Source organism: Pseudomonas sp. LF-5 (assembly GCF_037626295.1).
Taxonomy (GTDB): domain Bacteria; phylum Pseudomonadota; class Gammaproteobacteria; order Pseudomonadales; family Pseudomonadaceae; genus Aquipseudomonas; species Aquipseudomonas monsensis.
Genome location: NZ_JARKMT010000010.1, coordinates 123,259 through 147,838, shown reverse-complemented (window position 1 = coordinate 147,838; position 24,580 = coordinate 123,259). Strand labels below are relative to the sequence as shown.

Below are 24,580 nucleotides of genomic sequence, written 5' to 3'. Positions count from 1 at the left end.
TGAAGAGGGCAGCTTACAGCTCAAGCTGATTGGCGGTGATGCCAAACGCCGCTGCAATTTTCTCGCGCGTGGCCTTGCGAGGCTTGGCGACTGTTTCCTGCTGAGCAAACGCCGGTTGTGAAATACCCATGCGTTTGGCGACTTCTTCTTGAGTCAGATTGAGGTGTTCGCGCCAGGCACGGATCGGTGTTGCCCCGTCGACCATGCGACTGACAACCTCATGGGGAATCAGATCGGGCTGCATTTTTTGCGCAACGTACTGCGCGTACGGAATGACCACAAAGGCTGGTTTGCCCTCGGCGTCATTAATGATTTGGATGTCAGTAGGTGCGTTCATCGTGTTTTTTGACCTCTTGAATACTGACCACTTTGATTGCTCCGTCCCAGTCGAACATCACTCGATAATTGCCGACACGCTGGCGGTAGGAGTAGTCATGGCCAATCAGTGCTTTGACATTGCCCACATCAGGCATGTCGGCAAGCGCCGTAACAGCATCCCGAACCTTTACCTGATGCACAGAATGCAATTTCAAGAGTTGCTTAACGGCCTTTCGTGTCCAGTGGATGCTGTTTATGGAAGAATATAAGTCTTTTATAAGATTCGCGAATCTTTACTTATATTTTCAAGGCGACCAATCAAGAACTGTTGTCAGCATATTGCTTGAAAGACCCGTAGATCGGAGCTTTCACGCAATAGGTGTAGGCGAAGTCGGCATGTGCCGTAAGAAGAAGAGATTCACGAGGCAAATGCAAAAAGCAGTTCCAATTTTCCTTCAAATTTTGATGACTATTCCTGCCCAATCGACTCCAAAAACTCCGACCGTTCATCACTCATCCGCGCCACGCAATCATTCTGCGCAATCGTGAACGCCTTGCTCCCCGCCGTAGCCGGAAACGCTTCCACCGCACAATCCGCGTCCCGCGTCTTCAACCACTGCTGCTGAGCAGTCTTCATCTTGGCGGTGATGTCGGCCAATTGCGTCGGGTTCTTGCCGTACGCGGTCTGCATGCGTTCGGTCAGGCTGGCGTAGTTGTCCTTGAGCAGGTCTTCGGCGGTGGTGCGGCTGTAGGCCGAGCATTCCAGGGTCTGGATGTCGTTTTCCACCGCGTCGCACGGGTTGTTGTCGGTCTCTTCGGCGGCGTGTACGCCGGTCGCAATCAGGGCCAGGGCCAGGAAGATCGATTTCATGTTGTCGCCGCTCTAATCCAGTGGTGTATCCAAGATGCGCCAGATTCTGGCTCAAGCTGGCGGGCTTGAACAGGTAGCTGATCGGAGCGTCCGGCGACCCTTTGTCGCGGATTGACGCTTTCGGCAATTCCCCTGTCGTTTTTGCACCCGGTCGCCCCTGCACCGAGGCATATGCTGGCCCCAAAGCGCCGGCAGACGATTCGGCGCATGAATCGCCAATAAGGGGACGCCTGATGAGCCCAGCCGAGTTACACGCCGACAGCATCGTTATCGACGGTCTGATCATTGCCAAATGGAACCGCGAGCTGTTCGAAGACATGCGCAAGGGCGGTCTGACGGCGGCCAACTGCACTGTGTCGGTGTGGGAAGGCTTTCAGGCGACTGTGAACAATATTGCCGCCAGCCAGAAACTGATCCGCGAAAACAGCGACCTGGTGATGCCCGTGCGCACCACCGCCGACATCCGTCGCGCCAAGGAGCAGGGCAAGACCGGCATCCTCTTCGGCTTCCAGAACGCCCATGCGTTTGAAGACCAGATCGGCTATGTCGAGGTGTTCAAGCAGCTCGGCGTCGGCATTGTGCAGATGTGCTACAACACCCAGAACCTGGTGGGCACCGGTTGCTACGAGCGTGACGGCGGCCTGTCGGGCTTCGGTCGCGAAATCGTCGCCGAGATGAATCGCGTCGGCGTCATGTGCGACCTGTCCCACGTCGGTTCCAAGACTTCTGAAGAAGTCATCCTCGAATCGAAAAAACCGGTCTGCTATTCCCACTGCCTGCCGTCGGGTCTGAAAGAGCACCCGCGCAACAAGTCCGATGAAGAACTGAAGTTCATTGCCGACCACGGCGGTTTCGTCGGTGTGACCATGTTCGCGCCGTTCCTCGCCAAGGGCATCGATTCGACCATCGACGACTACGCCGAAGCCATCGAATACACCATGAACATCGTCGGCGAAGACGCCATCGGCATCGGCACCGACTTCACCCAGGGTCACGGCCAGGACTTCTTCGAATACCTGACCCACGACAAGGGCTACGCCCGGCGTCTGACCAGCTTCGGCAAGATCATCAACCCGCTGGGCATCCGCACCGTCGGCGAGTTCCCGAACCTGACCGAAACCCTGCTCAAGCGCGGCCACTCCGAGCGCGTGGTGCGCAAGATCATGGGCGAAAACTGGGTCAACGTCCTGAAGGACGTCTGGGGCGAGTAACGCTTACTCAAGACCGCCGCCGATCTGCCCCCTCTCCTGAGGGAGAGGGCTGGAGTAAGGGCTGCGGCCAACACTGAATCTAATTTTTTCTGGAGTTAAGTTTCCATGGCCAAGATCGCCCCGCAATTGCCAATCGAAGTCGACAGCGAAACCGGTGTCTGGACCTCCGACGCCCTGCCGATGCTGTACGTGCCACGGCACTTTTTCGTCAACAACCACATGGGCATCGAGGAAGTGCTGGGCGCCGAAGCCTATGCCGAAATCCTCTACAAGGCCGGCTACAAGTCCGCCTGGCACTGGTGTGAAAAAGAAGCTGAATGCCATGGCCTGGAAGGCGTCGCGGTGTTCGAGCACTACATGAAGCGCCTGTCGCAACGTGGCTGGGGCCTGTTCAAGATTCAGGACATCGACCTCGACAAAGGCACCGCCAGCGTCAAGCTCGAACACTCGGCGTTCGTCTACGTCTACGGCAAGGTCGGACGCAAGGTCGACTACATGTTCACCGGCTGGTTTGCCGGGGCCATGGATCAGATTCTTGAGGCGCGCGGCAGCAAGATTCGCACGGTTGCCGAGCAAGTCTACGGTGGCTCCGAAGAAGGCCACGACGACGGCCTGTTCACCGTCAAGCCGTTGTAAGTCGAGGAACCCGCCATGGCTTTCGAAGCAATGTTCCAGCCGATCCAGATCGGCAAACTGACCATCCGCAACCGCGTGCTCAGTACCGCGCACGCCGAGGTCTACGCGACCGACGGCGGCATGACCACCGACCGCTACGTCAAGTACTACGAAGAGAAAGCCAAGGGCGGCATCGGCCTGGCGATCTGCGGCGGTTCCTCCAGCGTAGCCATCGACAGCCCGCAAGGCTGGTGGAAATCGGTGAACCTGGCGGACGACCGGATCATTCCGCACTTCCAGAATCTGGCTGACGCCATGCACAAGCATGGCGCCAAGATCATGATCCAGATTACCCACATGGGCCGCCGCTCGCGCTGGGACGGTGAGCACTGGCCGACCCTGTTGTCGCCGTCGGGCATCCGTGAACCGGTACACCGCGCGACCTGCAAGACTATCGAGCCGGAAGAAATCTGGCGCGTCATCGGCAACTATGCCACCGCCGCTGCACGGGCCAAGGCCGGTGGTCTGGACGGTGTCGAACTGTCCGCCGTGCACCAGCACATGATCGACCAGTTCTGGAGCCCGCGCGTCAACAAGCGTACCGACGAGTGGGGCGGCAGCTTCGAAAACCGCATGCGTTTCGGCCTCGAAGTGCTCAAGGCTGTGCGCAAGGAAGTCGGCGACGATTTCTGCGTCGGCATCCGTCTGTGCGGTGATGAATTCCACCCGGATGGCTTGTCCCACGAGGACATGAAGCAGATCGCCAAGTACTACGATGACACCGGCATGATCGACTTCATCGGCGTGGTCGGCTCGGGTTGCGACACCCACAACACCCTGGCCAACGTTATCCCCAACATGAGTTATCCACCGGAGCCGTTCCTGCACCTGGCCGCCGGGATCAAGGAAGTGGTCAAGGCTCCGGTGCTGCACGCGCAGAACATCAAGGACCCGAACCAGGCCACGCGCATCCTTGAAGGCGGTTACGTCGACATGGTCGGCATGACGCGCGCGCACATCGCCGACCCGCACTTGATCGCCAAGATCAAGATGGGGCAGGTCGATCAGATCAAACAGTGCGTCGGCGCCAACTACTGCATCGACCGCCAGTATCAGGGGCTGGATGTACTGTGCATCCAGAACGCCGCAACCTCACGCGAATACATGGGTGTGCCGCACATCATCGAGAAATCCACCGGGCCGAAACGCAAAGTCGTGGTGGTTGGTGCCGGCCCTGCCGGGATGGAAGCTGCACGCGTGGCGGCCGAACGCGGCCACGACGTGACGCTGTTCGAGAAGAAAGAATTCATCGGCGGGCAGATCACTACCGCGTCGAAAGCGCCGCAACGAGACCAGATCGCCGGCATCACCCGCTGGTTCCAGCTGGAGCTGGCGCGGCTGAAAGTCGACCTGCGCCTGGGCACTGCGGCGGATGCGGCGACCATTCTCGACTTGCGTCCGGACGTGGTGGTGCTGGCGGTGGGCGGGCATCCGTTCCTTGAGCAGAACGAACACTGGGGCGCCGCCGAAGGGCTGGTGGTCAGCAGCTGGGACGTGCTCGACGGCAAGGTTGCGCCGGGCAAGAACGTGCTGGTCTACGACACCATCTGCGAGTTCACCGGGATGTCGGTGGCGGACTTCCTCGCCGACAAGGGCAGCCAGGTCGAGATCGTCACCGACGACATCAAGCCGGGCGTGGCCATCGGCGGTACGTCGTTCCCGACTTACTACCGCAGCATGTACCCGAAAGAAGTGATCATGACCGGCGACATGATGCTGGAGAAGGTCTACCGCGAAGGCGACAAGCTGGTGGCGGTGCTGGAGAACGAATACACCGGCGCCAAAGAGGAGCGGGTGGTCGATCAGGTGGTGGTGGAAAACGGCGTGCGTCCTGACGAAGAGCTGTATTACGGGCTCAAGGACGGTTCGCGCAACAAGGGCCAGATCGACATTGACGCGCTGTTTGCGATCAAGCCGCAGCCTTCGTTGAGCACCACCGGTGACGGCTACTTGCTGTTCCGCATCGGCGACTGCGTGGCGCAGCGTAATACCCATGCTGCCATCTACGACGCGCTCAGACTGTGTAAAGACTTCTAAAGGCTTGCACACAACCCTGTGGGAGCGAGCTTGCTCGCGAAAGCGGTGGATCAGTCGACATCGATGTTGAATGTCAGTCCGCCTTCGCGAGCAAGCTCGCTCCCACAGTGACCGAGTAAGGCATCTCGACCTGCAAGACCCGAGGTCTTTGGGAGCTTCACCTATGTTGAACACCCTTCTTCCAATCCTGTTGTTCGCAGCCATCGCCCTTGCGGTGCTGGGCGCGTTGCGGCGGGTGGCCATGTGGCGTCGGGGCCGAGCCTCGAAGGTCGATCTGATTGGCGGCCTGTTCGCCATGCCCAAGCGCTACATGGTCGACCTGCACCACGTGGTGGCGCGGGACAAATACATCGCCAACACCCACGTCGCCACGGCCGGCGGTGCGGTGGCGTCGATCGTGCTGGCGATTCTGGTGCACGGTTTCGGCCTGCATAACCGCCTCCTCGGTTACGCGCTGCTGCTGATGACGGCGGTGATGTTCGTCGGTGCGATTTTCGTTTACCGGCGTCGGCTCAACCCGCCGGCGCGGTTGTCGAAAGGCCCGTGGATGCGCCTGCCGAAAAGCCTGCTGGCGTTCTCTGCCTCGTTTTTCCTGGTGACGCTGCCGGTGGCCGGGATCCTCCCGGAAAACTTCGGCGGCTGGCTGCTGGCGGCGATTCTCGGGATTGGCGTGCTGTGGGGCGTGTCGGAATTGTTCTTCGGCATGACCTGGGGCGGGCCGATGAAGCACGCCTTCGCCGGTGCCCTGCATCTGGCCTGGCACCGTCGCGCCGAACGCTTTGGCGGCGGCCGTTCCACGGGCTTGAAACCGCTGGATCTCAACGATCCAAGCGCGCCGCTGGGCGTGGAAAAACCCAAGGATTTCACCTGGAACCAGTTGCTCGGTTTTGACGCCTGCGTGCAGTGCGGCAAGTGCGAAGCGGCGTGCCCGGCGTTCGCTGCCGGCCAGCCGCTGAACCCGAAGAAACTGATTCAGGACATGGTCGTCGGCCTCGCCGGCGGCACTGACGCGAAGTTCGCCGGCAGCCCGTATCCCGGCAAGCCGATCGGCGAACACAGCGGCAATCCGCATCAACCGATCGTCAACGGTCTGGTCGATGCCGAAACCCTGTGGTCGTGCACCACCTGCCGCGCCTGCGTCGAGGAATGCCCGATGATGATCGAGCACGTCGACGCCATCGTCGACATGCGCCGTCATCTGACCCTGGAAAAAGGCGCGACCCCGAACAAGGGCGCCGAGGTCCTCGAAAACCTCATCGCCACCGACAACCCCGGCGGATTTGCTCCGGGCGGACGGATGAACTGGGCGGCGGACCTGAACCTCAATCTGCTCAGCGAGAAGAAGTCCACCGACGTGCTGTTCTGGGTTGGTGACGGCGCCTTCGACATGCGCAACCAGCGCACCTTGCGCGCGTTCGTCAAAGTGCTGAAAGCGGCCAAGATCGACTTCGCCGTACTCGGCCTGGAAGAGCGCGACAGCGGTGACGTGGCCCGCCGTTTGGGCGATGAAGCGACCTTCCAGTTGCTCGCCAAACGCAACATCCAGACCCTGGGCAAATACAGCTTCAACCGCATCGTCACCTGCGATCCGCACAGCTTCCATGTGCTGAAAAACGAGTACGGCGCGTTCGACGGCCACTACCTGGTGCAGCACCACAGCACCTACATGGCGGAAATCATTCAGGCCGGCGCGCTGAACCTCGGTCAGCACAAAGGCAACAGCGTGACCTATCACGACCCGTGCTACCTCGGCCGCTACAACGGCGAATACGAGGCGCCGCGCGAAGTGCTGCGTGCGTTGGGTATCGAAGTCAAAGAGATGCAACGTTCCGGGTTCCGCTCGCGCTGCTGTGGCGGTGGTGGCGGCGCGCCGATCACCGACATTCCGGGTAAGCAGCGGATTCCCGACATGCGCATGGAAGACATCCGCGAGACCGGCGCCGAGCTGGTAGCCGTGGGTTGTCCCCAGTGCACGGCGATGCTCGAAGGCGTGGTCGAGCCGCGTCCGTTGATCAAGGACATCGCCGAACTGGTGGCCGATGCGCTGCTCGAAGACGCCGCGCCAGGCAAGCCGACTGCACCGGCCAAACGTGAACCTGCGGAGGCCCACTGATGAGCGACATTATCCGCCGCGACCCACGCGCCGAATGGATTGCGCGTAACCGTCTGCACCCGCTGCACGCGGCCATGCAACCGGCGCAACACAGCTGGATGGGCCCCAACGGCATCATCCGCAAGAATTTGCACGGCATCGGTTTTATCGGCCCCAACGGCATCAAACGTATCGACCGCAGCGGCGCGCAGCAGGGCGGGGCGGTCAAACGCTCGGCCACCGTTGAAGTGCAACTGCCGCTGCATCAGGTGCCGGCGCCGGCGTTCTACATCAGCGTAGTGCCGGACATGGTCGGCGGTCGCCTGAGCAGCCACGACCGCGACTTGCTGGGCCTGGCTCATCAACTGGCGGGCAAGGACGGTGCAGTGTTGGCCGTGGTATTCGGCGAGCACAAGGAAAACGCTTTCGCCACCGCAGGCGTAGATCGCTTGCTGGTGCTGGAGGGCGAGGAATTCAGCGGTTATGCACCGGAGCAACGGGTGCAGGGTCTGCGGGCTGTGGATAACCAGTTCAACCCGCGTCACTGGTTGCTGCCGGACAGCCGCAGCGGTGGCGGTGAACTCGGCCGCCGTTTTGCCGCAGCATTGGGCGAACGCCCGGCGACGCGGGTCTGGCAGGTCAAGGATCAGGAGTGTATCGGCCGCGCCGGTGCGGGCCTGCAAGACCTGGCGCGGCCGGTCGCACGCTTGATCCTGGCCTCGGCCGAGTGCGCCGAACCGGTCAGCGAAACCCGTCACGAAGCACTGCCCGTGGAGTTATCCACAACGGTGGCGCGCAGCCTGTCGCGAATCGAAGATCTCGGGGCGGTGGCGGTGGACCCGGCGGCGATTCCGATGGCCGAAGCCGAGTTCATCTTCTCCGGCGGCAACGGGGTCAAGGACTGGCAGTTGTTCCACGAAACGGCTGCTGCGCTCGGCGCCACCGAAGGCGCGTCACGGGTGGCGGTGGACGATGGCTTCATGGCGCGGGATCGGCAGGTCGGCGCGTCCGGCACCTGGGTCACCGCGCGGGTCTACGTGGCTGTGGGTATCTCCGGGGCGATCCAGCATCTGCAGGGCATCGGTGCCTGCGACAAGGTGGTGGCGATCAACCTCGACCCCGGTTGCGACATGATCAAACGCGCCGACCTGTCGGTGATCGGCGAGAGCGCGGAGATTCTTCAAGCCTTGATCGCGGCGGTAGCGGCTTACCGCAACGACGCCAAGCGCGATGCGGCTTAAGGGAAGGACACAGTTATGAACACCAATGTCATCAGCCTGGTCTCCATCGGCGCCCACCCGACCTCGGGCCGGCCACGCCGTGCCGAACAGGACGCGCGCGCCGTGGAATTGGGCCTGCAACTGGCTGGGGATAACCTGCAAGTGCTGCATGCAGGCGATGTCGCGGAACCGGCACTGCGCGCCTATCTGGGCATGGGACTTACGCAGATGCATGTGCTGGAGCAACCCGCTGGCGCCGATGCTCTCCCGGCGCTGACCGCGTATCTGCGCGAGGCGGGCGCCCAGGTGGTGCTGACCGGCAGTCAGGCGGAAACCGGTGAAGGCTCCGGCATGCTGCCGTTTCTGCTCGCCGAAGGGCTGGGCTGGCCGCTGGTGGTGGGGCTGGCGCAGGTCGAGTCGATCAACGACGGTTCGGCGCTGGTGCTGCAAGCCCTGCCCCGTGGGCAGCGGCGGCGGTTGAAGGTGAAGCTGCCGTTTCTGGCGACGGTGGACAACGCCGCGCCCAAGCCTCGGCAGAGTGCCTATGGCCCGGCACGCCGTGGCGTACTGAACGCTGAAGACGTGGAAGTGCTGGACGATGAACTGCTGGCCGTCGCCACGCTGCAACCGGCCAAGCCCCGGCCCAAGCGTCTGAAGGTAATCAAAGCCAAGAGCGGTGCGGACCGAATGAAGGCTGCGACGGCCAAGGCCAGTGGGGGCGGTGGACAAGTGCTCAAGGGCGTTACCGCGCAAGCCGGCGCCGAAGCCATCCTCAAACTGCTGATCGAAGAGGGCGTTGTCCGCTGAAGAGCCCCTCACCCTAACCCTCACCCGGAGGGAGAGGGGACTGATCAGAGGGGATTGGCCATCTACATCGACCTGCGACTGCACAGTGACCTTGACTTAGCCAAGCTTGAGTTCACGTTAGTCATTCAGGTCGATGTATCTCGAACAGGCGACTGTGTCGGCGCCCTCTCCCTCCGGGATAGGGCTGGGGTGAGGGGAGCGGTTTACCCACAATCCCTGTTGGCGGATCTGTGGATAACGTGTTCGCCCCTCCCTGCATCCCGCGCCAATCAAGCCCTGCAGCCATCCGATCAAAAAACAACCAGCCTAAGTCGCGGTTTTTTCTGGGTTTTTCCGCTGAGTAACTCGGCAAGTTGCCCCCAATCTCTGTTGGCGCTTCTGTGGATAAGATGTTCGCTATACGCTGCGAGCCTTATAGATCGTGGCTTGTAGAGGTTTGATTAAAAAACGATCAAATGCCCATGAAAGGCCGGCGAATCTTCTCCAGCCCCCCGGATTTTCCCACTCTGCAGCGCTTTTCCACAGACCCGTAAAACTTACCCCCGTTCTCTGTTGGTGCTTCTGTGGATAAGGTGTTCGCCATCCTCTACACGCCTTGCAGAACGTACGTTACAGGCTGTTGATCAAATTCTGATCAATCGTTGGTGCAAAGCCTTCTTCTGCATAAGTCACGCTTTTTCTTCACAAATCAGCGGGTTATTTTCGGCGTCATCCACAGTTACCCCCATTTGCTGTGGGTGGCTATGTGGATAACTTGTTCGTCGAACCCTGCAAGCCGCGCCGGCCATAGTCCAAACGGCGATTGATCACATTTCATACAGTTCTAAATCGTCGCCTTGACTTCGAAACCTGCGCTGTCTTCACTGCAATGGCACAAGGACAGCCGTTACTTATCCACATCAGGTTCTGGGAGAACGCATGATGGATAGCCGCCCACGCCGCCATCCCCCCTCGCCACGCAAGCGCACGTTACGTCGTGCGGCCAATCAACACGCTCGTCTGTAGCGACTTCTGCTCCAACCGCTGTGCTGTCGCCGGGTTCGTCTCGGAGACCAGGTGCCCGTTCGCCTATTGATTGCAGGCAACCGCAGAGTTGCCCCATCTGCCTGAGAGAGGAACACCCTCATGACACGCATCGCAACGCCCATCAGCGAAATCAAGGAACACTACGACGTGATCGTCATCGGCTCCGGCTATGGCGGCGGCATTGCTGCGTCGCGCCTGTCCCGGGCCGGCAAGCAGGTGTGCCTGCTCGAACGCGGGCGGGAAATCCAGCCCGGCGAATACCCCAATACCATGATTGCCGCGACCGAAGAGCTGCAGGTGCATGACCCGGATGGCCATATCGGTTCGCGCACCGGGCTGTTTGATTTGCACGTCAATGCCCAGCAGAACGTGGTGGTCGGTTGTGGTCTCGGCGGTACGTCGTTGATCAACGCCAACGTGGCCCTGGAGCCTGAGCCCGGAGTGTTCGATGACCCGCGCTGGCCGCAGGCGGTGCGCGAGCATCGCGATACCTTGCTCAAGGACGGTTATGCCCGTGCCCGGGAAATGCTCAAGCCCAATCCGTACCCGAATACCGCACCGAACCTGCCCAAGCTCGACGCCAACAAAAAGTCCGCGGACTACCTCAAGCAGGGCGCGCACTTCTACAAGCCGCCGATCAACGTGACCTTCGACAAACTGCCGAACAACCTCAACCACGTCGGCGTCGAACAGCTGCCGTGCAACCAGTGCGGCGACTGCGTCTCGGGCTGTAACAACAAGGCCAAGAACACCACGCTGATGAACTATTTGCCGGACGCCTGGAACCACGGCGCGGAGATTTTCTGTCAGGCCGAGGTGCGTCATCTGGAGCGTGACGGCGATGGCTGGATCGTGCATTTCCAGTATCTCGACAGCGGGCGTGAGAAATTCGACGCGCCCACGTTGTTCGTGAAGGCTGACATCGTCGTGGTCTCTGCCGGCACCCTCGGCTCCACCGAGATTCTGCTGCGCTCGCGCGACAAGGGGCTGGTGATGTCCGGCCAGCTCGGCGAGAACATGAGCGGCAACGGCGACATCCTCGGCTTCGGCCACAACTGCGAACAGACCATCAACGGCATCGGCTTCGGCGCGCATCCGGCCAAGGAAATGCAGCCAGTCGGCCCGTGCATCACCTCGGTCATCGACATGCGCACCGAAGGTGACTGGCGCAGCCGCATGGTTATCGAGGAAGGCTCGATCCCCGGCGCACTCGGCCGGCCGATGGTACCGGCCATGGCCGGGTTCGCCGAAATGATCGGCAAGGCCACCGATGACAGCTTCAGCGGCAAGGTGAGGTACAAGGAGCGCGAAGCCGAAAGCTTCCTGCGCGGCCCGTATTACGGCGCGCTGCACAACATGCAGACCTACCTGATCATGAGCCACGACAGCGGCCAGGGCCGGATGATTCTCGACAACAAGGACCAGTTGCGCATCGACTGGCCGGGCGTCGGCGAGCAGGAAAACTTCAAGCTCGGCAACGAACGTCTGTACCAGAGCACCAAGGCCTTGGGCGGGGTCTGGGTGAAGAACCCGATCTGGACCAAGCTGCTCAAGCACAGCATCGTCTCGGTGCATCCGCTGGGCGGTTGCGTGATGGGCGAGGACGCCGGGCAAGGGGTGGTCAATCACAAGGGCCAAGTGTTCAGCGGCGCGGCCGGCACTGATGTCTACGCCAGCCTGTACGTGACTGACGGCGCGGTGATCCCGACCTCGCTGGCGGTCAATCCGCTGTTGACCATCTCCGCTGTGAGCGAGCGCAACATGGGCCTGCTCGCCGCCGACCGTGGCTGGCACATCGACTACACGTTGCCGTCGGCACCGCGCAAACAGGTGGCACCACCGACCCTCGGCGTGCAGTTCACCGAAACCATGAAGGGCTATTTCTCCCGGGCCTTCACCGCCGCGCAAAGCACCGATCTGAAGGTCTACGAAGCCGCGGCCAAACGCGGCGAGGCGGACAATTCGCCAATCGACTTCACCCTGACCATCACCGCCAACGACCTGAACCGGATGATCAAGGAGCCGGAACACGCCGCGACCATCGTCGGCACGGTCAACGCCCCGGCGCTATCGCCGCAACCGCTGACGGCCAGCAATGGCGTGTTCAACCTGTTCGAGCAATTCGAGCAGCAGGTCGACACGCGGCACATGAAGTACGACATGAAACTCAGCGCCGAGGACGGCAGCGACTATTTTTTCAGCGCCTTCAAGACCGTGCCGGAAGACAACGGCGTGCTGAACATCTGGCACGACACCAGCACCTTGTACGTGACGCTGTATCGCGGGCCGGACAAGTCGGGCGAGGTGATCGGCTCCGGGGTGATGCACATTCATCCGACCGATTTCGCCAAGCAGATGACCACCATGAAAGTGCTCAACGCGCGCAACGAGCGTGAGCGTATCGAAGGCCTGGCGCGCTTCGGCAAGTTCTTCGCCGGGATTCTCTGGGAGAGTTACGGTGGGGTCTTCGCTGGCGATATCTACTTCAACCCCGACGCGCCGCCACGCTTGAAACGGCCACTGGATGCGCCGACTCCGGCGGTGCATTTCTTCCCCACCGAGGATGGCGTCGAGCTGCGCCTGACCCGCTATCAGGCCGGCAGCAAGGGCCCGGTCATGCTGGTGCACGGCCTGGGAGTGGGGTCGAATATCTTTTCCACCGACACCATCCAGACCAACCTGCTGGAGTTCCTGTGCAAGCACGACTACGACGTCTGGCTGCTGGATTTTCGCGTGAGCATTCTGTTGCCGGCGAGCAAGAAGGAATGGAACGGCGACCAGATCGCCCAGTACGACTTCAAGGCTGCCATCGCGCAGATTCAGCAGCAAACCCAGGCCAAAGACGTGCAGTGCGTGGTGCATTGCTACGGCGCGACGACTTTCTTCATGTCACTGCTGGCGGGGCTGCAAGGCGTGCGTTCGGTGGTCTGCTCGCAGATTGCCGCTGACACCGTGGTCGCCACCGCCACCGGACTGAAGGCCGGGCTGCACCTGCCGGGGATGCTCGATGCAATCGGCATCAAGTCGATGACGGCCTACGCCGACAGCAAGGAAAACTGGTTCAACCGGCTCTACGACAAGGCCCTCAATGGCTATGCGCGGATCGAGGCGCAGGGTTATTGCACCAACCCGGTATGCCACCGCATCACCTTCATGTACGCCTCGCTGTATCGCCACGACACCCTCAACGAAACCCTGCACGACAACCTGCACGAGCTGTTCGGCGAGTCGAATATCGAGACCTTCGAGCACCTGGCGCTGATCGTGCGCAAAGGGCACCTGGTGGATTTCAAAGGCAACGATGTGTACATGCCGCACTTCGACCGGCTGACGATGCCGATCTGCTTCATCAGCGGCGCCGACAACCAGTGCTACCTGCCGGAAAGCACCCTGAAAACCTACCAGCGCGTCTGCGAAGTCCATGGGCCGGAGCGTTATAGCCGGCATGTGGTGCCGGGCTATGGCCATATCGACTGCATGTTCGGCAAGAACGCGGTGGTCGATGTCTATCCGATCATCCTTGAGCACCTGGAGAAAACCGCCCTCGGCTGACACCTGTCATTGATCTTTTGTGCAGAGAAAGTCCTTCGTGGCGAGGGGATTCATCCCCGATGGGTCGCGCAGCGGCCCCAAGTCAGGCCGCGCGGTGTTTCTGACAAACCGCAGGCGATAGTTTGCGACTGCTTCGCAGCCGATCGGGGATAAATCCCCTCGCCACAGGAATGGGTTCGATCCAGTTATGTAAAAGGAAATGGATGATATGGACAGCTACATCCGCTGGTTTCAACGCTTCATCTGGATCGGCATTGCGATGAACATGGTGTTCGCGATCCCCGCGCTGTTCGCGCCGGGGTTGCTGACATCGGTGGTCGGTCTGCCGCCGCAACTCTCCGACCCGTGGCTGGAAAACGCCGGGATGCTGCTGGTGGGCATCAGTGTGTTTTACATGCCGTCGGGCTTCAACGCGCCGCGCTACGTGGTGCATTCCTGGCTGTGCGTACTGACGCGACTGATCGCGGTGGTGTTCTGGATCTATCTGATCAACACCAGCAGCCAGGGCTCGGTGTTCGTGCCGATGTTGATGGGCGATCTGAGCTTCTTTCTGATCCTCGGCATTCTGTTGTACCTCGGCACCACGCCCGCGAACCGGCCATGGGCATTGCTCTGCGATGGCTGGCGCGAGTGGCGCGCAGCCTGGGCGCGGCAATGGCAAAGCCACAGCTTCAAGGTCGGCACTTTGGTTGTGCTGGCCGTCCTCGGTTTCATCGGTTACGAAACCTGGTACCAGATGCTGCGGGTGGTGCCGGAGCAGGAATACGCTTCCGACGAAGACCACTACAAATACGCTGCCATCGGCCTGGGCATCGAAGCACGGATCCCGTATTACCTGTTCGCCGTGCTGCCGCAAATGTGCCCGGAAAAAATGCCCAAACCCGGCGGCTGGGAAGTCTTCGGTTTTCTCTATGAGAACGGCAAGGACTTGCCGATCGGCATGGCCAAGCGGCAGATCGGCTACCCGACCGTCGAGCCTAACTGCGCGCTGTGCCACACCGGCTCGTACCGGGCCAATGCCAGCGACGTCGCGGTCAACGTGCCGAGCGCGCCGGCCAATACCCTGCAACTGCAAGCGTTCCAGTGGTACGCCTACGATTGCGCCAGCGATCCGAAATTCACCACCGACGCGGTGATGGCGGCGATCAACGGCAAATTCCAGCTGGGCTTTTTCGAGAAGCTCTACAACCGCTACCTGATCATCCCGATGGCGAAAAGCGCCTTGCTCAAGCAGAAGCAGGCCTACGCCTGGCAGAAGCTGCGCCCGCAACAGGGCCCGGGCCGCACCGACACCTTCAACCCGACGAAAATGGTGGTGTTCGGCTTCCCGGATGACTCGACCATCGGCACCGTCGACCTGCCGCAAGTGTGGAACCAGAAACCACGGGAATCGATGTACCTGCACTGGGACGGCAATAACAACAAGATTCACGAACGCAACTACGCCGCCGCGATGGCCGTGGGCGCGACGCCGGAATCAGTGCTGCCGCCGAGCTTCAACCGGGTGACCAACTGGCTGCTCGGGCACAAGGCGCCGGCGTGGCCGTGGGCACTGGATCAGGCGAAAGTCGCCCAGGGCAAACCGGTCTGGGAGGCCAATTGCGCCGGTTGTCATGATTTCGGCCGCGCCGACACCGGGCAGGTCACCACCAACATCGACCAACTCGGCACCGATCCGCATCGGCTCGACTCGTTCACCACCGGTCTGGTGACGGCGTTCCACACCTTCAAGAAACCGCCGTTCGACTTCGGTGCGTATCGCAAGACCCAGAGCTACAGCAACACGCCGACTGACGGCATCTGGCTGCGCGCGCCGTACCTGCACAACGGGTCGGTGCCAACCCTGTGGGACCTGCTGCAACCGCCGGAAAAACGCCCGGTGGTGTTCTACACCGGCTCCGACGTCTACGACCCGGCCAACGTCGGTTTCGTCACCAGCGGCGCCCAGGCCAAAGCCTCGGCGGACTTCAAATACGACACCCGGCTGGAGGGCAACCACAACAGCGGTCACCTGTATGGCACGCAGCTGTCGGACGCCGACAAGCGTGCGTTGATCGAATTCATGAAAACCCTGTGAGCCCTTTTGGATAGAGGATTACGCCATGTCAGCGGTCGGTCATCTGAAACACGAATACGACAAGGTCAAAGTGCGCATTCACGGCTTGTTCACGCGCATGGAAATGGCCTGGATGAAGCTCGTCAGCGAACTGGAGCCGCACGAGTTTCAGGCCATCATCAAGCTGCTGCAGCGCGGGCACGATCAGGCACAGTACGTGCTGAAAAACGGCGAGTTGCCGGACGACGAACCGAGCGTACCCTGGGAACTGTCCCACGGTTTGTCGATCCTGCGCATCGGCGGTGCCTCGCCCTTGCCGCAGTCGAGTGATCAACTGCAAACCCGGGTGCTCAAGGACGGCAGCCTGCTCGGGTGTCGCAAGTGGGAACTGCTGGATCTGCTGTGGAGCGAGGCGCTGCTCAAATGGATCGAAAACCTGCGCCATCACGCAACCTTCGGCACCGACCCGGCGGTGGTGCAAATGGAGCGCGACGTGACCCTGGCCATCGCCGGCGATTGGGGCACCGGTCCCTTCGACAGCCACGCACCGGCGGTGTCGGTGGCCAACCAGATGCAGCTGGCGCAGGCGGATTTCACCATTCATCTGGGCGACGTTTACTACGCCGGCAGTCACTCCCAGGAGGACGTCGACATGGCCGGTTGGCCGATGGGCAGCCATGGCTCGTTCACCCTCAACTCCAACCACGAGATGTACAGCGGCGCCCACGGCTACTTCAAGGAACTGGCCAAGCGTTTTCCGGGGCAGCAGGGCACCAGTTACTTCGCCTTGATCAATGACGACTGGCTGGTGGTCGGGCTGGATTCGGCGTATGCCTCGGATGCGATGAACCTGTACATGGACGGCACTCTCAACGAACCGCAGATCCAGTGGCTGAAAGGCCTGCCGAAACGCAAGAAAATCATGGTGCTCAGCCATCATCAGGGCTTCGATATTTCCGGGCACAACAAAACTGCGCTGTATCAACCGGTGTGCGATGCGCTGGGGCGGGAGCCGGATTATTGGTATTGGGGGCATCTGCATAACGGCATCGTCTATGCGCAGCAGGGCGGTTTGCATGCGCGCTGTGCCGGGCACGGGGCGATTCCCTATGGCAATGCCAGCGAGCTGAACGGGCATTCGCGGGTGTTGTGGTCGGAGACGCAGGATGCCAACGACCCGGCGTATCCGCTGCGGGTGTTGAACGGCTACGCGAAAATCAGGTTGGTGGGGGAGGAGATATTTGAGGAGTTTATCGGCGAGGATGGGTCGGTGAGGTGGTCATCGAAGTAATGAGGTGACTGTTCTGACGCCATCGCTGGCAAGCCAGCTCCCACAGGTTTTGAGGTGATCACAACATTTGTGTACACCGCAGAACCCTGTGGGAGCTGGCTTGCCAGCGATGCTTTTAGCCCTGGACAGGCACTCCTTTGAGGTACGGCGCCGGCTCGGCGCCGAGGTTGCTCAGCATCCGCTCGCTGTACCAGTCGACGAAGTTGACCACGCCAAACTCATAGGTCTTGGAATAAGGTCCAGGCTGGTAAGCGGTGGAGTTGATCCCGCGCTGGTTCTCTTCGGCCAGACGACGATCCTGATCGTTGGTCGCGTCCCACACCTGGCGCATGCGCTCTACGTCGTAATCCACGCCCTCGACCGCATCCTTGTGCACCAGCCATTTGGTGGTGACCATGGTTTCCTGGGCGCTGATCGGCCACACGGTGAAGACGATGATGTGGTCGCCCATGCAGTGGTTCCACGAGTGCGGCAGGTGCAGAATGCGCATCGAGCCGAGGTCGGGGTTCTTGATCCGGCCCATCAGTTTCGCGCAGCCCTGTTTGCCGTCCATGGTCATCGACACGGTGCCCTTGAGCAGCGGCATGCGCACGATACGGTTGCGCAGGCCGAAACTGGCGTGGGCGTAAGGGATTTTCTCGGCTTCCCAGGCAGCGGCGGAGGCGGCGACGTGATCCTTGAACGCCTGATCGGCGCGCGGGTCAGTGACGTCGTCCCATTCCAGCAGGGTTTTCAGCAGTTCCGGGTGCGACGCGTTGCAGTGGTAGCACTCGCGGTTGTTTTCCAGCACCAGTTTCCAGTTGGCCTTTTCCATCAAGGTGGTGGTGATCGCCACCTTGGTGTTCTCCATGTCGTACGGTTCCATGTAGTGGTTCAGCGTCGACAGGAAGTCATCAATGGCCGGTGGATTGTCCGCCAGGCTGATGAAGATGTAGCCGCCGGCGGTCTTCACGTTCACCGGTTTGAGGCCGTACTGCTTCATGTCGAAGTCGGCGCCCATTTCGGTGCCGGCGAACAGCAGGCGACCGTCCAGTTCATACGTCCACTGGTGGTAGTGGCAGACCAGTTTGGCGACCTTGCCTTTTTCACTGGTGCACAGGCGCGAGCCACGGTGGCGGCAGACGTTATGGAAGGCATGCACCACGCCGTCGCCGCCACGAATGACGATGATCGGGTTCTTGCCGACCTGCAGGGTCAGGTAATTGCCCTTGGCCGGGATCTCGCAGGTCATGCCGGCGATCAGCCATTCCTTCTGAAAGATCTCCTGCATGTCGATATCGAACAGGCGCTCGTCGCTGTAAAACGGCTGTGGCAGCGAAAAGGTGCGCTCGCGCTCCTGGAGCATTTGTGCGGTGGCCTTGCGTGCGGGTTCCAGCGGATCGCCCAGGCTGATTTTTGCGGTGACGTCCATCAATGTGATCCTCGAGGCCATTCTGTGTGGCCGATGAAAAGTGGCTGATCAGGGGTGCTACGCAAGGTGTAAAGGATTCGTCTTGGTGTGAGGCGAGTGTGGGGCCGGCGCTGCCCGGAACCTTATCCATGGGCGACATGGTGCAATCTGTTCCCGACGCGCAACCCCCGGCGGTTGGGGGCTGGTCGCGATAAGTATGCCGATGTCGCGGATAGGTAAACGGGCGGTACGCGCTATACGCAGAATCGCCACATGAAGGCCGACAGTCGGCCGTGGAGAACAGCATGTCCAACAGCTTCCTGAATCCGGTCACCACCCAGACCTGGGCCAATGGCCGACACATCGTCCGTTGCGTCAAAGTCATCCAGGAAACCTGGGACGTGCGCACCTTCTGTTTCATGGCCGACCAGCCGATCCTGTTCTTCTTCAAGCCCGGGCAGTTCGTGACCCTGGAGCTGGAAATCGACGGTCAGCCGATCATGCGTTCGTACACCATTTCCAGTTCGCCGTCGGTGCCGTACAGCTTCTCGGTGACCATCAAGCGCGTGCCGGGCGGCAAGGTCTCCAACTGGCTGCACGACACGTTGCATGAAGGCCAGGAGCTGGCGGTGCACGGGCCGGTCGGGCTGTTCAACGCCATCGACTTCCCGAGCCCGAAAGTGCTTTACCTCAGCGGCGGCGTGGGGATCACCCCGTGCATGTCGATGGCGCGCTGGTTCTACGACACCAACGCCAACGTCGACATGACGTTTATCCACAGCGCCCGCTCGCCGAAAGACATCATTTACCACCGCGAGCTGGAACACATGGCCTCGCGGATCGACAACTTCAGCCTGCACCTGATCTGCGAGAAGCATGGTCTGGGTGAGCCGTGGGCCGGTTATCGCGGCTACCTCAATCACAAAATGCTCGAACTGATGGTGCCGGACTTCCTCGAGCGCGAAGTGTTCTGCTGCGGCCCGACGCCGTACATGACCGCGGTCAAGCGCCTGCTCGAAGCCGCCGGCTACGACATGTCGCGCTATCACGAGGAGTCCTTCGGCGCCACGCCACCGGAAGCCCGCGCCGATGCAGTGGAGCAAGCCGAACAGGCCGCCGAGGCGCCGGAAATAGATGCGGCGGATCTGCATCAGGTCGAATTCACCGCGTCCGGCAAAAGCATTCGCGTGGCCCCGGGCGAAACCGTGCATGCGGCGGCGGCCAAGCTGGGCCTGATGATCCCGAAAGCCTGCGGCATGGGCATTTGCGGCACGTGCAAGGTGATGAAGCTGGGCGGCGAGGTGGAGATGGAGCACAACGGCGGGATCACCGAGGACGATGAGGCGGAAGGGTTTATTCTTTCGTGCTGCAGCGTTCCTAAAGGCGACGTGCGTATCGAATTCTGATCGGTAACCCTCTCCTAGAGGGAGAGGGGGCAGACCGAGGTGTCTGGCGTTCTACATCGACCTGAAAGACCTTATCGAATATGGATTCGGTAAAGCAGTTTCACGTCGGCGTAATTCTCAAATATCCCCCAATCAGTCCCCTCTCCCTTTGGGAGAGGGCTAGGGTGAGGGGCTTTTCAGTCGATAAACAAATCCGGCATCAGTGCCGCGGCGCTTTCTCGATCAAAGCGATATTGATCGAACTCAGCCACGCCGCTCTCACGCAAAATCTCTTCATCAATCAACAATCGCCCAGTGATCTGCCGCCCGCTGCTGCTCAGAATCACATGCGCCGCATCCGCCATGATCGCAGGCGTGCGCGCCTGTTTGAACGACTCGCGATTGCCCAGCTGAAACTCGATCGCCGCTGTGGCAATCATCGTCTGCGGCCACAGCGAATTGACGCTGATCCCGTAACTGGCGAATTCCTCGCTCATGCCTACGGTCAGCATGCTCATGCCGTACTTGGTCACGGTGTAGGGGCTGAACTGCGCAAACCATTTGCTCGCCAGGTTCAGTGGCGGTGACAGGTTGAGGATGTGCCCGGCCGTTTTTTTCAGATAGGGCAGGGCCGCCTGGCTGCACAGCAACACGGCGCGGGTGTTGATCTGGTGCATCAGGTCGAAGCGCTTGAGTTCGATGTGTTGCACGCCAGTCAGCTTGATCGCCCCGGCGTTGTTCACCAGCGCATCAATGCCGCCGAAATGCTCGTTGGCCTGGGCCAGTGCCTGACGCACGGCGTCTTCATCACGCACATCCACTTGCAGCGCCAGGGCCTTGCCGCCGGCGGCTTCGACTTCGGCGGCGACGCTGTGGATGGTGCCTGGCAGCTTGGCGTGGGGTTCGGCGCTTTTAGCGGCGATGACGATATTGGCCCCGTCCTTCGCGGCGCGCAGCGCAATCTCACGCCCGATGCCACGGCTGGCGCCGGTGATGAACAGGGTTTTGCCTTGTAACGACATGCCGATGCTCCTGCTTATTGTTAGGTGAGCGGAGGCTCGACAGACACTGTAGACCAAGTCTTTCTGGGCATGAGGAAGGAGGATTGAGGATGCTTGGAGGAGTGGCGGTTGTGGCAAGGGGATAAATCCCCTTGCCACAGGGGGCTCACTTCATGACAGGGAGTCCCTCACAGGGAGTTCATTTGCTCAAAAAATCAGGCGGACATGACTTCGCGGATGTCGCGGGCCAGTTCGCGTACGCGTTCTTCTTCGGTGTCCCACGAGCACATGAAACGTGCGCCGCCCTTGCCGATGAAGGTGTAGAAGCGCCAGTTCTTTGCAGTCAGGGCGGCGATGGCCGGTTCCGAGAGTTGCAGGAACACGCCGTTGGCCTGGACCGGGAACATCAGTTCCACGCCCGGGATGTCGCTGACCAGTTCGGCCAGCAATTGCGCGCAATGGTTGGCGTGGCGGGCATATTTGAGCCAGGCGTCGTTTTCGAGGATGCCGACCCACGGTGCCGAGAGGAAGCGCATTTTCGACGCCAGTTGCCCGGCCTGTTTGCAGCGGTAATCGAAGTCTTCGGCCAGTTTGTGGTTGAAGAACAGGATCGCTTCACCCACCGCCATGCCGTTCTTGGTGCCGCCGAAGCACAGCACGTCGACGCCGGCCTTCCAGGTCAGGTCGGCCGGCGAGCAGCCGAGGAACGCGCAGGCGTTGGAGAAACGCGCGCCGTCCATGTGCAGGTGCAGGCCCAGCTCCTTGCAGGTGGCGCTGATGGCGCGGACTTCTTCAGGGGTGTAGACGCTGCCGACTTCGGTGGCCTGGGTCAGGGTCACGACGCGCGGTTTCGGGTAATGGATGTCCTGGCGCTTGAGCGCGACTTCACGGATCGACTGCGGGGTGATCTTGCCGTTTTCAGTGCCGGCGATCAGCAGTTTCGAGCCGTTGGAGAAAAATTCCGGGGCGCCGCACTCGTCGGTTTCGACGTGGGCGGTTTCCGAGCAGATCACGCTGTGGTAACTCTGGCACAGCGACGACAGCGCCAGCGAGTTGGCGGCGGTGCCGTTGAAGGCGAAGAACACTTCGCAGTCGGTTTCGAACAGGTTGCGGAAATGGTCGGCCGCGCGTGCGGTCCATTCATCGTCGCCATAAGCGCGCTGGTGGCCGTGGTTGGCCTGTTCCATGGCAGCCCAGGCTTCAGGGCAGATACCGGAATAGTTGTCGCTGGCGAATTGTTGGCTCTTGTCGGTCATGGCCGGCTTCCGTGGTCGAGACTCTTGTGAAGGCTCGTGGTCAATGATGATGCGCACTTTACCGAAGATCTTCCGGGGAGCACACGGGATGTCGCTGTCAGAAAATTACCAGTTTGTGGCCCGATTATGCACGTGACTAAACGCGACGGCGCGCTGGATTTACTCAAGTGGCTGGCGCTGCTGAGCATGCTGCTCGATCACCTGCGATATGTCGGGATCAGCGCCGATTGGCTGTATGTGCCGGGGCGGATGGCGTTTCCGTGGTTCTGCCTGGCGATGGCGACGAATCTTGCCCGCGCCAGTGCGCAGAAGACCGAATGGCGCTATCTGGGCTGGTTGTTGCTGTTCAGCGCAGTGAGTGAAATTCCCTACCGTCTGTACATTCCAGATCCCGACACCTTGAACGTGATGCCCACTCTCGCGCTGGGGTTGCTGGTGGCGCGGGGCTGGCAGGATCCCTCGATCATGTCGCGATTACTGGGTGTTGCTGCGCTGGTACTGGCTGCTGTGTTTCCGGAGCGACTGATGTTCGGGTTCTTCGGCGTTCTGTTGCCGTTGGCGTTGCTGATGGTGTTTCGCCGTCCGTGGTATTTCAGCCTGCTGCCGGGATTGTTCTGTCTCGCCGCCAACCAGTGGCAAGTACTGTACGACTCGGCGAGGTTCGGCAGTAGCGTTGCGATCCTTGGGATTGCCATTTGTCTGTTTGCGCCAATGCTCGGGCTGTTCCTGTTGCGACATGGGCGACATCTGCAGCCACCGCCAATGCGGCGCTGGGCGTACGCGCTCTATCCCGCGCATTTCCTCCTGCTGCTCGCCGTCCGCCAACTCTTTACATAACTCTGTGGGAGCGAGCTTGCTCGCGAAAGCGGTGTGTCAGCCAGCACTGATGCTGACTGACACGGCCTCTTCGCGAGCAAGCTCGCTCCCACAGGGTTCTTCGTCATATTGAGGATTGTGTTTGTCAGGGCATTTCCGGCCATGTCGTAAACGCACCTTTGCGTGGCGTCCGTAGGCATTTGAGCTGTCTGCGCCGGTCATACCATCGGCATCAAAGGGCACTGCCGTGATTGCCGGTGCCTTACCGAGACGAATGGCGCACAGATGCCGCTGGGAGAGACGCGATGTTCAGCAAGCAAGACCAGATCCAGGGTTACGACGATGCACTGCTGGCGGCGATGAATGCCGAGGAGCAACGCCAGGAAGATCACATCGAGCTGATCGCGTCAGAGAACTACACCAGCAAACGTGTCATGCAAGCCCAGGGCAGCGGTCTCACCAACAAATACGCCGAAGGCTATCCGGGCAAGCGCTACTACGGCGGCTGCGAGCATGTGGATAAGGTCGAAGCGCTGGCCATCGAGCGCGCCAAGCAAGTGTTCGGCGCCGATTACGCCAACGTCCAGCCGCACTCCGGTTCGTCGGCCAACAGCGCCGTGTACCTGGCGCTGATCCAGCCGGGCGACACCATCCTCGGCATGAGCCTGGCCCACGGCGGTCACCTGACCCACGGCGCCAAAGTGTCGTCCTCGGGCAAGCTCTACAACGCTGTGCAGTACGGCATCAACACTGACACCGGGCTGATTGATTACGACGAAGTCGAGCGTCTGGCCGTCGAGTGCAAGCCGAAGATGATCGTCGCCGGGTTCTCCGCGTACTCCAAGACCCTCGACTTCCCGCGCTTCCGGCAGATTGCTGACAAGGTCGGCGCGCTGCTGTTCGTCGACATGGCCCACGTCGCCGGTCTGGTCGCCGCCGGTCTGTACCCGAACCCGCTGCCGTACGCCGACGTGGTCACCACCACCACGCACAAAACCCTGCGCGGTCCGCGTGGCGGGCTGATCCTGGCAAAGTCCAACGAAGAAATCGAGAAGAAGCTCAACGCTGCGGTATTCCCAGGCGCCCAGGGCGGCCCGCTGATGCACGTGATCGCCGGTAAAGCGGTGTGCTTCAAGGAAGCGCTGGAGCCAGGCTTCAAGGCCTATCAACAGCAAGTGATCGACAACGCGAAAGCGATGGCCAGCGTGTTTATCAAACGTGGCTACGATGTAGTGTCCGGCGGCACTGATAACCACCTGTTCCTCGTCAGCCTGATCCGTCAGGGCCTGACCGGCAAAGATGCGGACGCCGCCCTCGGCCGCGCCCACATCACCGTCAACAAGAACGCGGTGCCGAACGACCCGCAATCGCCGTTCGTGACCTCGGGCCTGCGCATCGGCACCCCGGCGGTCACCACGCGTGGCTTCAAGGTCGCCCAGTGCGAAGTGCTGGCCGGCTGGATCTGCGACATCCTCGACAACCTCGGTGACGCCGACGTTGAAGCGAATGTGGCCAAGAACGTCGCGGCACTGTGCGCCGACTACCCGGTTTATCGCTGAGCGGTTTGGAGTAAATG

At 61.0% G+C, this 24,580-nt stretch carries 18 protein-coding genes; 12 read left to right on the top strand and 6 right to left on the bottom strand.

Annotation, left to right across the window (positions count from 1 at the left end):
• Positions 1 to 13: 13 nt before the first annotated feature.
• The 3 genes from PseuLF5_RS23255 to PseuLF5_RS23245 form a co-directional block, all read right to left on the bottom strand.
• Entirely contained in the window at positions 14 to 337 is a 324-nt protein-coding gene (locus PseuLF5_RS23255) for a helix-turn-helix domain-containing protein (RefSeq protein WP_222834145.1), read from the bottom strand.
• Positions 321 to 575 (bottom strand): type II toxin-antitoxin system RelE family toxin, encoded by a 255-nt coding sequence (locus tag PseuLF5_RS23250; protein ID WP_340134825.1) that lies wholly within the window; start codon positions 573 to 575, stop codon positions 321 to 323. The genes PseuLF5_RS23255 and PseuLF5_RS23250 overlap by 17 nt, the downstream gene beginning before the upstream one ends.
• A 212-nt stretch (positions 576 to 787) precedes the next feature.
• Positions 788 to 1,189 carry a lysozyme inhibitor LprI family protein gene (locus PseuLF5_RS23245; RefSeq protein WP_222834146.1) on the bottom strand — a complete coding sequence of 134 codons (402 nt, stop codon included), beginning with the start codon at positions 1,187 to 1,189 and terminating at the stop codon, positions 788 to 790.
• Between the two features lie 233 nt (positions 1,190 to 1,422).
• On the opposite strand from PseuLF5_RS23245, the gene PseuLF5_RS23240 reads away from it, so the two are divergent.
• The 9 genes from PseuLF5_RS23240 (at position 1,423) to PseuLF5_RS23200 (ending at position 17,156) form a co-directional block, all read left to right on the top strand.
• Positions 1,423 to 2,400 (top strand): dipeptidase, encoded by a 978-nt coding sequence (locus PseuLF5_RS23240; protein ID WP_027610650.1) that lies wholly within the window; start codon positions 1,423 to 1,425, stop codon positions 2,398 to 2,400.
• Between the two features lie 105 nt (positions 2,401 to 2,505).
• Positions 2,506 to 3,036 (top strand): DUF5943 domain-containing protein, encoded by a 531-nt coding sequence (locus PseuLF5_RS23235; RefSeq protein ID WP_008083165.1) that lies wholly within the window; start codon positions 2,506 to 2,508, stop codon positions 3,034 to 3,036.
• Between the two features lie 15 nt (positions 3,037 to 3,051).
• Positions 3,052 to 5,112 (top strand): dimethylglycine demethylation protein DgcA, encoded by a 2,061-nt coding sequence (gene dgcA, locus PseuLF5_RS23230; RefSeq protein ID WP_064589569.1) that lies wholly within the window; start codon positions 3,052 to 3,054, stop codon positions 5,110 to 5,112.
• A gap of 163 nt (positions 5,113 to 5,275) precedes the next feature.
• On the top strand, positions 5,276 to 7,225 hold the full coding sequence (dgcB, locus tag PseuLF5_RS23225; protein ID WP_336347465.1) for a dimethylglycine demethylation protein DgcB: 1,950 nt from the start codon (positions 5,276 to 5,278) through the stop codon (positions 7,223 to 7,225).
• Positions 7,225 to 8,445: an electron transfer flavoprotein subunit alpha gene (etfA, locus tag PseuLF5_RS23220; protein ID WP_123469397.1), complete on the top strand. Its 1,221-nt coding sequence runs from the start codon at positions 7,225 to 7,227 to the stop codon at positions 8,443 to 8,445. The genes dgcB and etfA overlap by 1 nt, the downstream gene beginning before the upstream one ends.
• Before the next feature lie 15 nt (positions 8,446 to 8,460).
• Complete coding sequence (gene etfB, locus PseuLF5_RS23215; RefSeq protein WP_123469395.1) at positions 8,461 to 9,231, top strand: electron transfer flavoprotein subunit beta; 771 nt, start codon at positions 8,461 to 8,463, stop codon at positions 9,229 to 9,231.
• 1,125 nt (positions 9,232 to 10,356) lie between these two features.
• Entirely contained in the window at positions 10,357 to 13,809 is a 3,453-nt protein-coding gene (locus PseuLF5_RS23210; RefSeq protein WP_340134818.1) for a GMC family oxidoreductase, read from the top strand.
• A 208-nt stretch (positions 13,810 to 14,017) separates the two neighbouring features.
• Entirely contained in the window at positions 14,018 to 15,886 is a 1,869-nt protein-coding gene (locus PseuLF5_RS23205; RefSeq protein ID WP_222834150.1) for a c-type cytochrome, read from the top strand.
• Between the two features lie 25 nt (positions 15,887 to 15,911).
• Complete coding sequence (locus tag PseuLF5_RS23200; RefSeq protein WP_340134817.1) at positions 15,912 to 17,156, top strand: metallophosphoesterase family protein; 1,245 nt, start codon at positions 15,912 to 15,914, stop codon at positions 17,154 to 17,156.
• Between the two features lie 115 nt (positions 17,157 to 17,271).
• Here PseuLF5_RS23200 and gbcA read toward each other — a convergent pair whose 3' ends face one another.
• Positions 17,272 to 18,567 (bottom strand): glycine-betaine demethylase subunit GbcA, encoded by a 1,296-nt coding sequence (gene gbcA / locus PseuLF5_RS23195; protein ID WP_123469387.1) that lies wholly within the window; start codon positions 18,565 to 18,567, stop codon positions 17,272 to 17,274.
• Between the two features lie 284 nt (positions 18,568 to 18,851).
• Between gbcA and gbcB the strand changes: the two genes are divergently transcribed.
• Positions 18,852 to 19,952 carry a glycine-betaine demethylase subunit GbcB gene (gene gbcB / locus PseuLF5_RS23190; RefSeq protein WP_007962605.1) on the top strand — a complete coding sequence of 367 codons (1,101 nt, stop codon included), beginning with the start codon at positions 18,852 to 18,854 and terminating at the stop codon, positions 19,950 to 19,952.
• A 176-nt stretch (positions 19,953 to 20,128) separates the two neighbouring features.
• On the opposite strand, the gene PseuLF5_RS23185 is transcribed toward gbcB, so the two are convergent.
• Positions 20,129 to 20,953: an SDR family oxidoreductase gene (locus PseuLF5_RS23185; RefSeq protein ID WP_222834152.1), complete on the bottom strand. Its 825-nt coding sequence runs from the start codon at positions 20,951 to 20,953 to the stop codon at positions 20,129 to 20,131.
• A 194-nt stretch (positions 20,954 to 21,147) separates the two neighbouring features.
• Positions 21,148 to 22,188 (bottom strand): threonine aldolase family protein, encoded by a 1,041-nt coding sequence (locus PseuLF5_RS23180; protein WP_016986284.1) that lies wholly within the window; start codon positions 22,186 to 22,188, stop codon positions 21,148 to 21,150.
• 126 nt (positions 22,189 to 22,314) lie between these two features.
• Here PseuLF5_RS23180 and PseuLF5_RS23175 point away from each other — a divergent pair, with 126 nt between their 5' ends.
• Both PseuLF5_RS23175 and glyA read left to right on the top strand, forming a co-directional pair.
• Positions 22,315 to 23,025, top strand: a complete 711-nt coding sequence (locus PseuLF5_RS23175; RefSeq protein WP_340134816.1) for a TraX family protein — start codon at positions 22,315 to 22,317, stop codon at positions 23,023 to 23,025.
• Between the two features lie 284 nt (positions 23,026 to 23,309).
• The gene (gene glyA / locus PseuLF5_RS23170; protein WP_128615056.1) at positions 23,310 to 24,563 is read left to right on the top strand and encodes a serine hydroxymethyltransferase; all 1,254 of its coding nucleotides are present in this window, start codon (positions 23,310 to 23,312) and stop codon (positions 24,561 to 24,563) included.
• Positions 24,564 to 24,580 lie beyond the last annotated feature (17 nt).

Bases quoted from the DNA above. Each gene is read 5' to 3' on its own strand.
- PseuLF5_RS23240 (WP_027610650.1), top strand. From the start codon at position 1,423: ATGAGCCCAGCCGAGTTACACGCCGACAGCATCGTTATCGACGGTCTG.
- PseuLF5_RS23210 (WP_340134818.1), top strand. From the start codon at position 10,357: ATGACACGCATCGCAACGCCCATCAGCGAAATCAAGGAACACTACGAC.
- PseuLF5_RS23245 (WP_222834146.1), bottom strand. From the start codon at position 1,189: ATGAAATCGATCTTCCTGGCCCTGGCCCTGATTGCGACCGGCGTACAC.
- dgcA (WP_064589569.1), top strand. From the start codon at position 3,052: ATGGCTTTCGAAGCAATGTTCCAGCCGATCCAGATCGGCAAACTGACC.
- PseuLF5_RS23175 (WP_340134816.1), top strand. From the start codon at position 22,315: ATGCACGTGACTAAACGCGACGGCGCGCTGGATTTACTCAAGTGGCTG.
- dgcB (WP_336347465.1), top strand. From the start codon at position 5,276: ATGTTGAACACCCTTCTTCCAATCCTGTTGTTCGCAGCCATCGCCCTT.
- PseuLF5_RS23180 (WP_016986284.1), bottom strand. From the start codon at position 22,188: ATGACCGACAAGAGCCAACAATTCGCCAGCGACAACTATTCCGGTATC.
- PseuLF5_RS23235 (WP_008083165.1), top strand. From the start codon at position 2,506: ATGGCCAAGATCGCCCCGCAATTGCCAATCGAAGTCGACAGCGAAACC.
- etfB (WP_123469395.1), top strand. From the start codon at position 8,461: ATGAACACCAATGTCATCAGCCTGGTCTCCATCGGCGCCCACCCGACC.
- glyA (WP_128615056.1), top strand. From the start codon at position 23,310: ATGTTCAGCAAGCAAGACCAGATCCAGGGTTACGACGATGCACTGCTG.
- gbcA (WP_123469387.1), bottom strand. From the start codon at position 18,567: ATGGACGTCACCGCAAAAATCAGCCTGGGCGATCCGCTGGAACCCGCA.
- PseuLF5_RS23255 (WP_222834145.1), bottom strand. From the start codon at position 337: ATGAACGCACCTACTGACATCCAAATCATTAATGACGCCGAGGGCAAA.
- PseuLF5_RS23200 (WP_340134817.1), top strand. From the start codon at position 15,912: ATGTCAGCGGTCGGTCATCTGAAACACGAATACGACAAGGTCAAAGTG.
- PseuLF5_RS23205 (WP_222834150.1), top strand. From the start codon at position 14,018: ATGGACAGCTACATCCGCTGGTTTCAACGCTTCATCTGGATCGGCATT.
- gbcB (WP_007962605.1), top strand. From the start codon at position 18,852: ATGTCCAACAGCTTCCTGAATCCGGTCACCACCCAGACCTGGGCCAAT.
- etfA (WP_123469397.1), top strand. From the start codon at position 7,225: ATGAGCGACATTATCCGCCGCGACCCACGCGCCGAATGGATTGCGCGT.
- PseuLF5_RS23185 (WP_222834152.1), bottom strand. From the start codon at position 20,953: ATGTCGTTACAAGGCAAAACCCTGTTCATCACCGGCGCCAGCCGTGGC.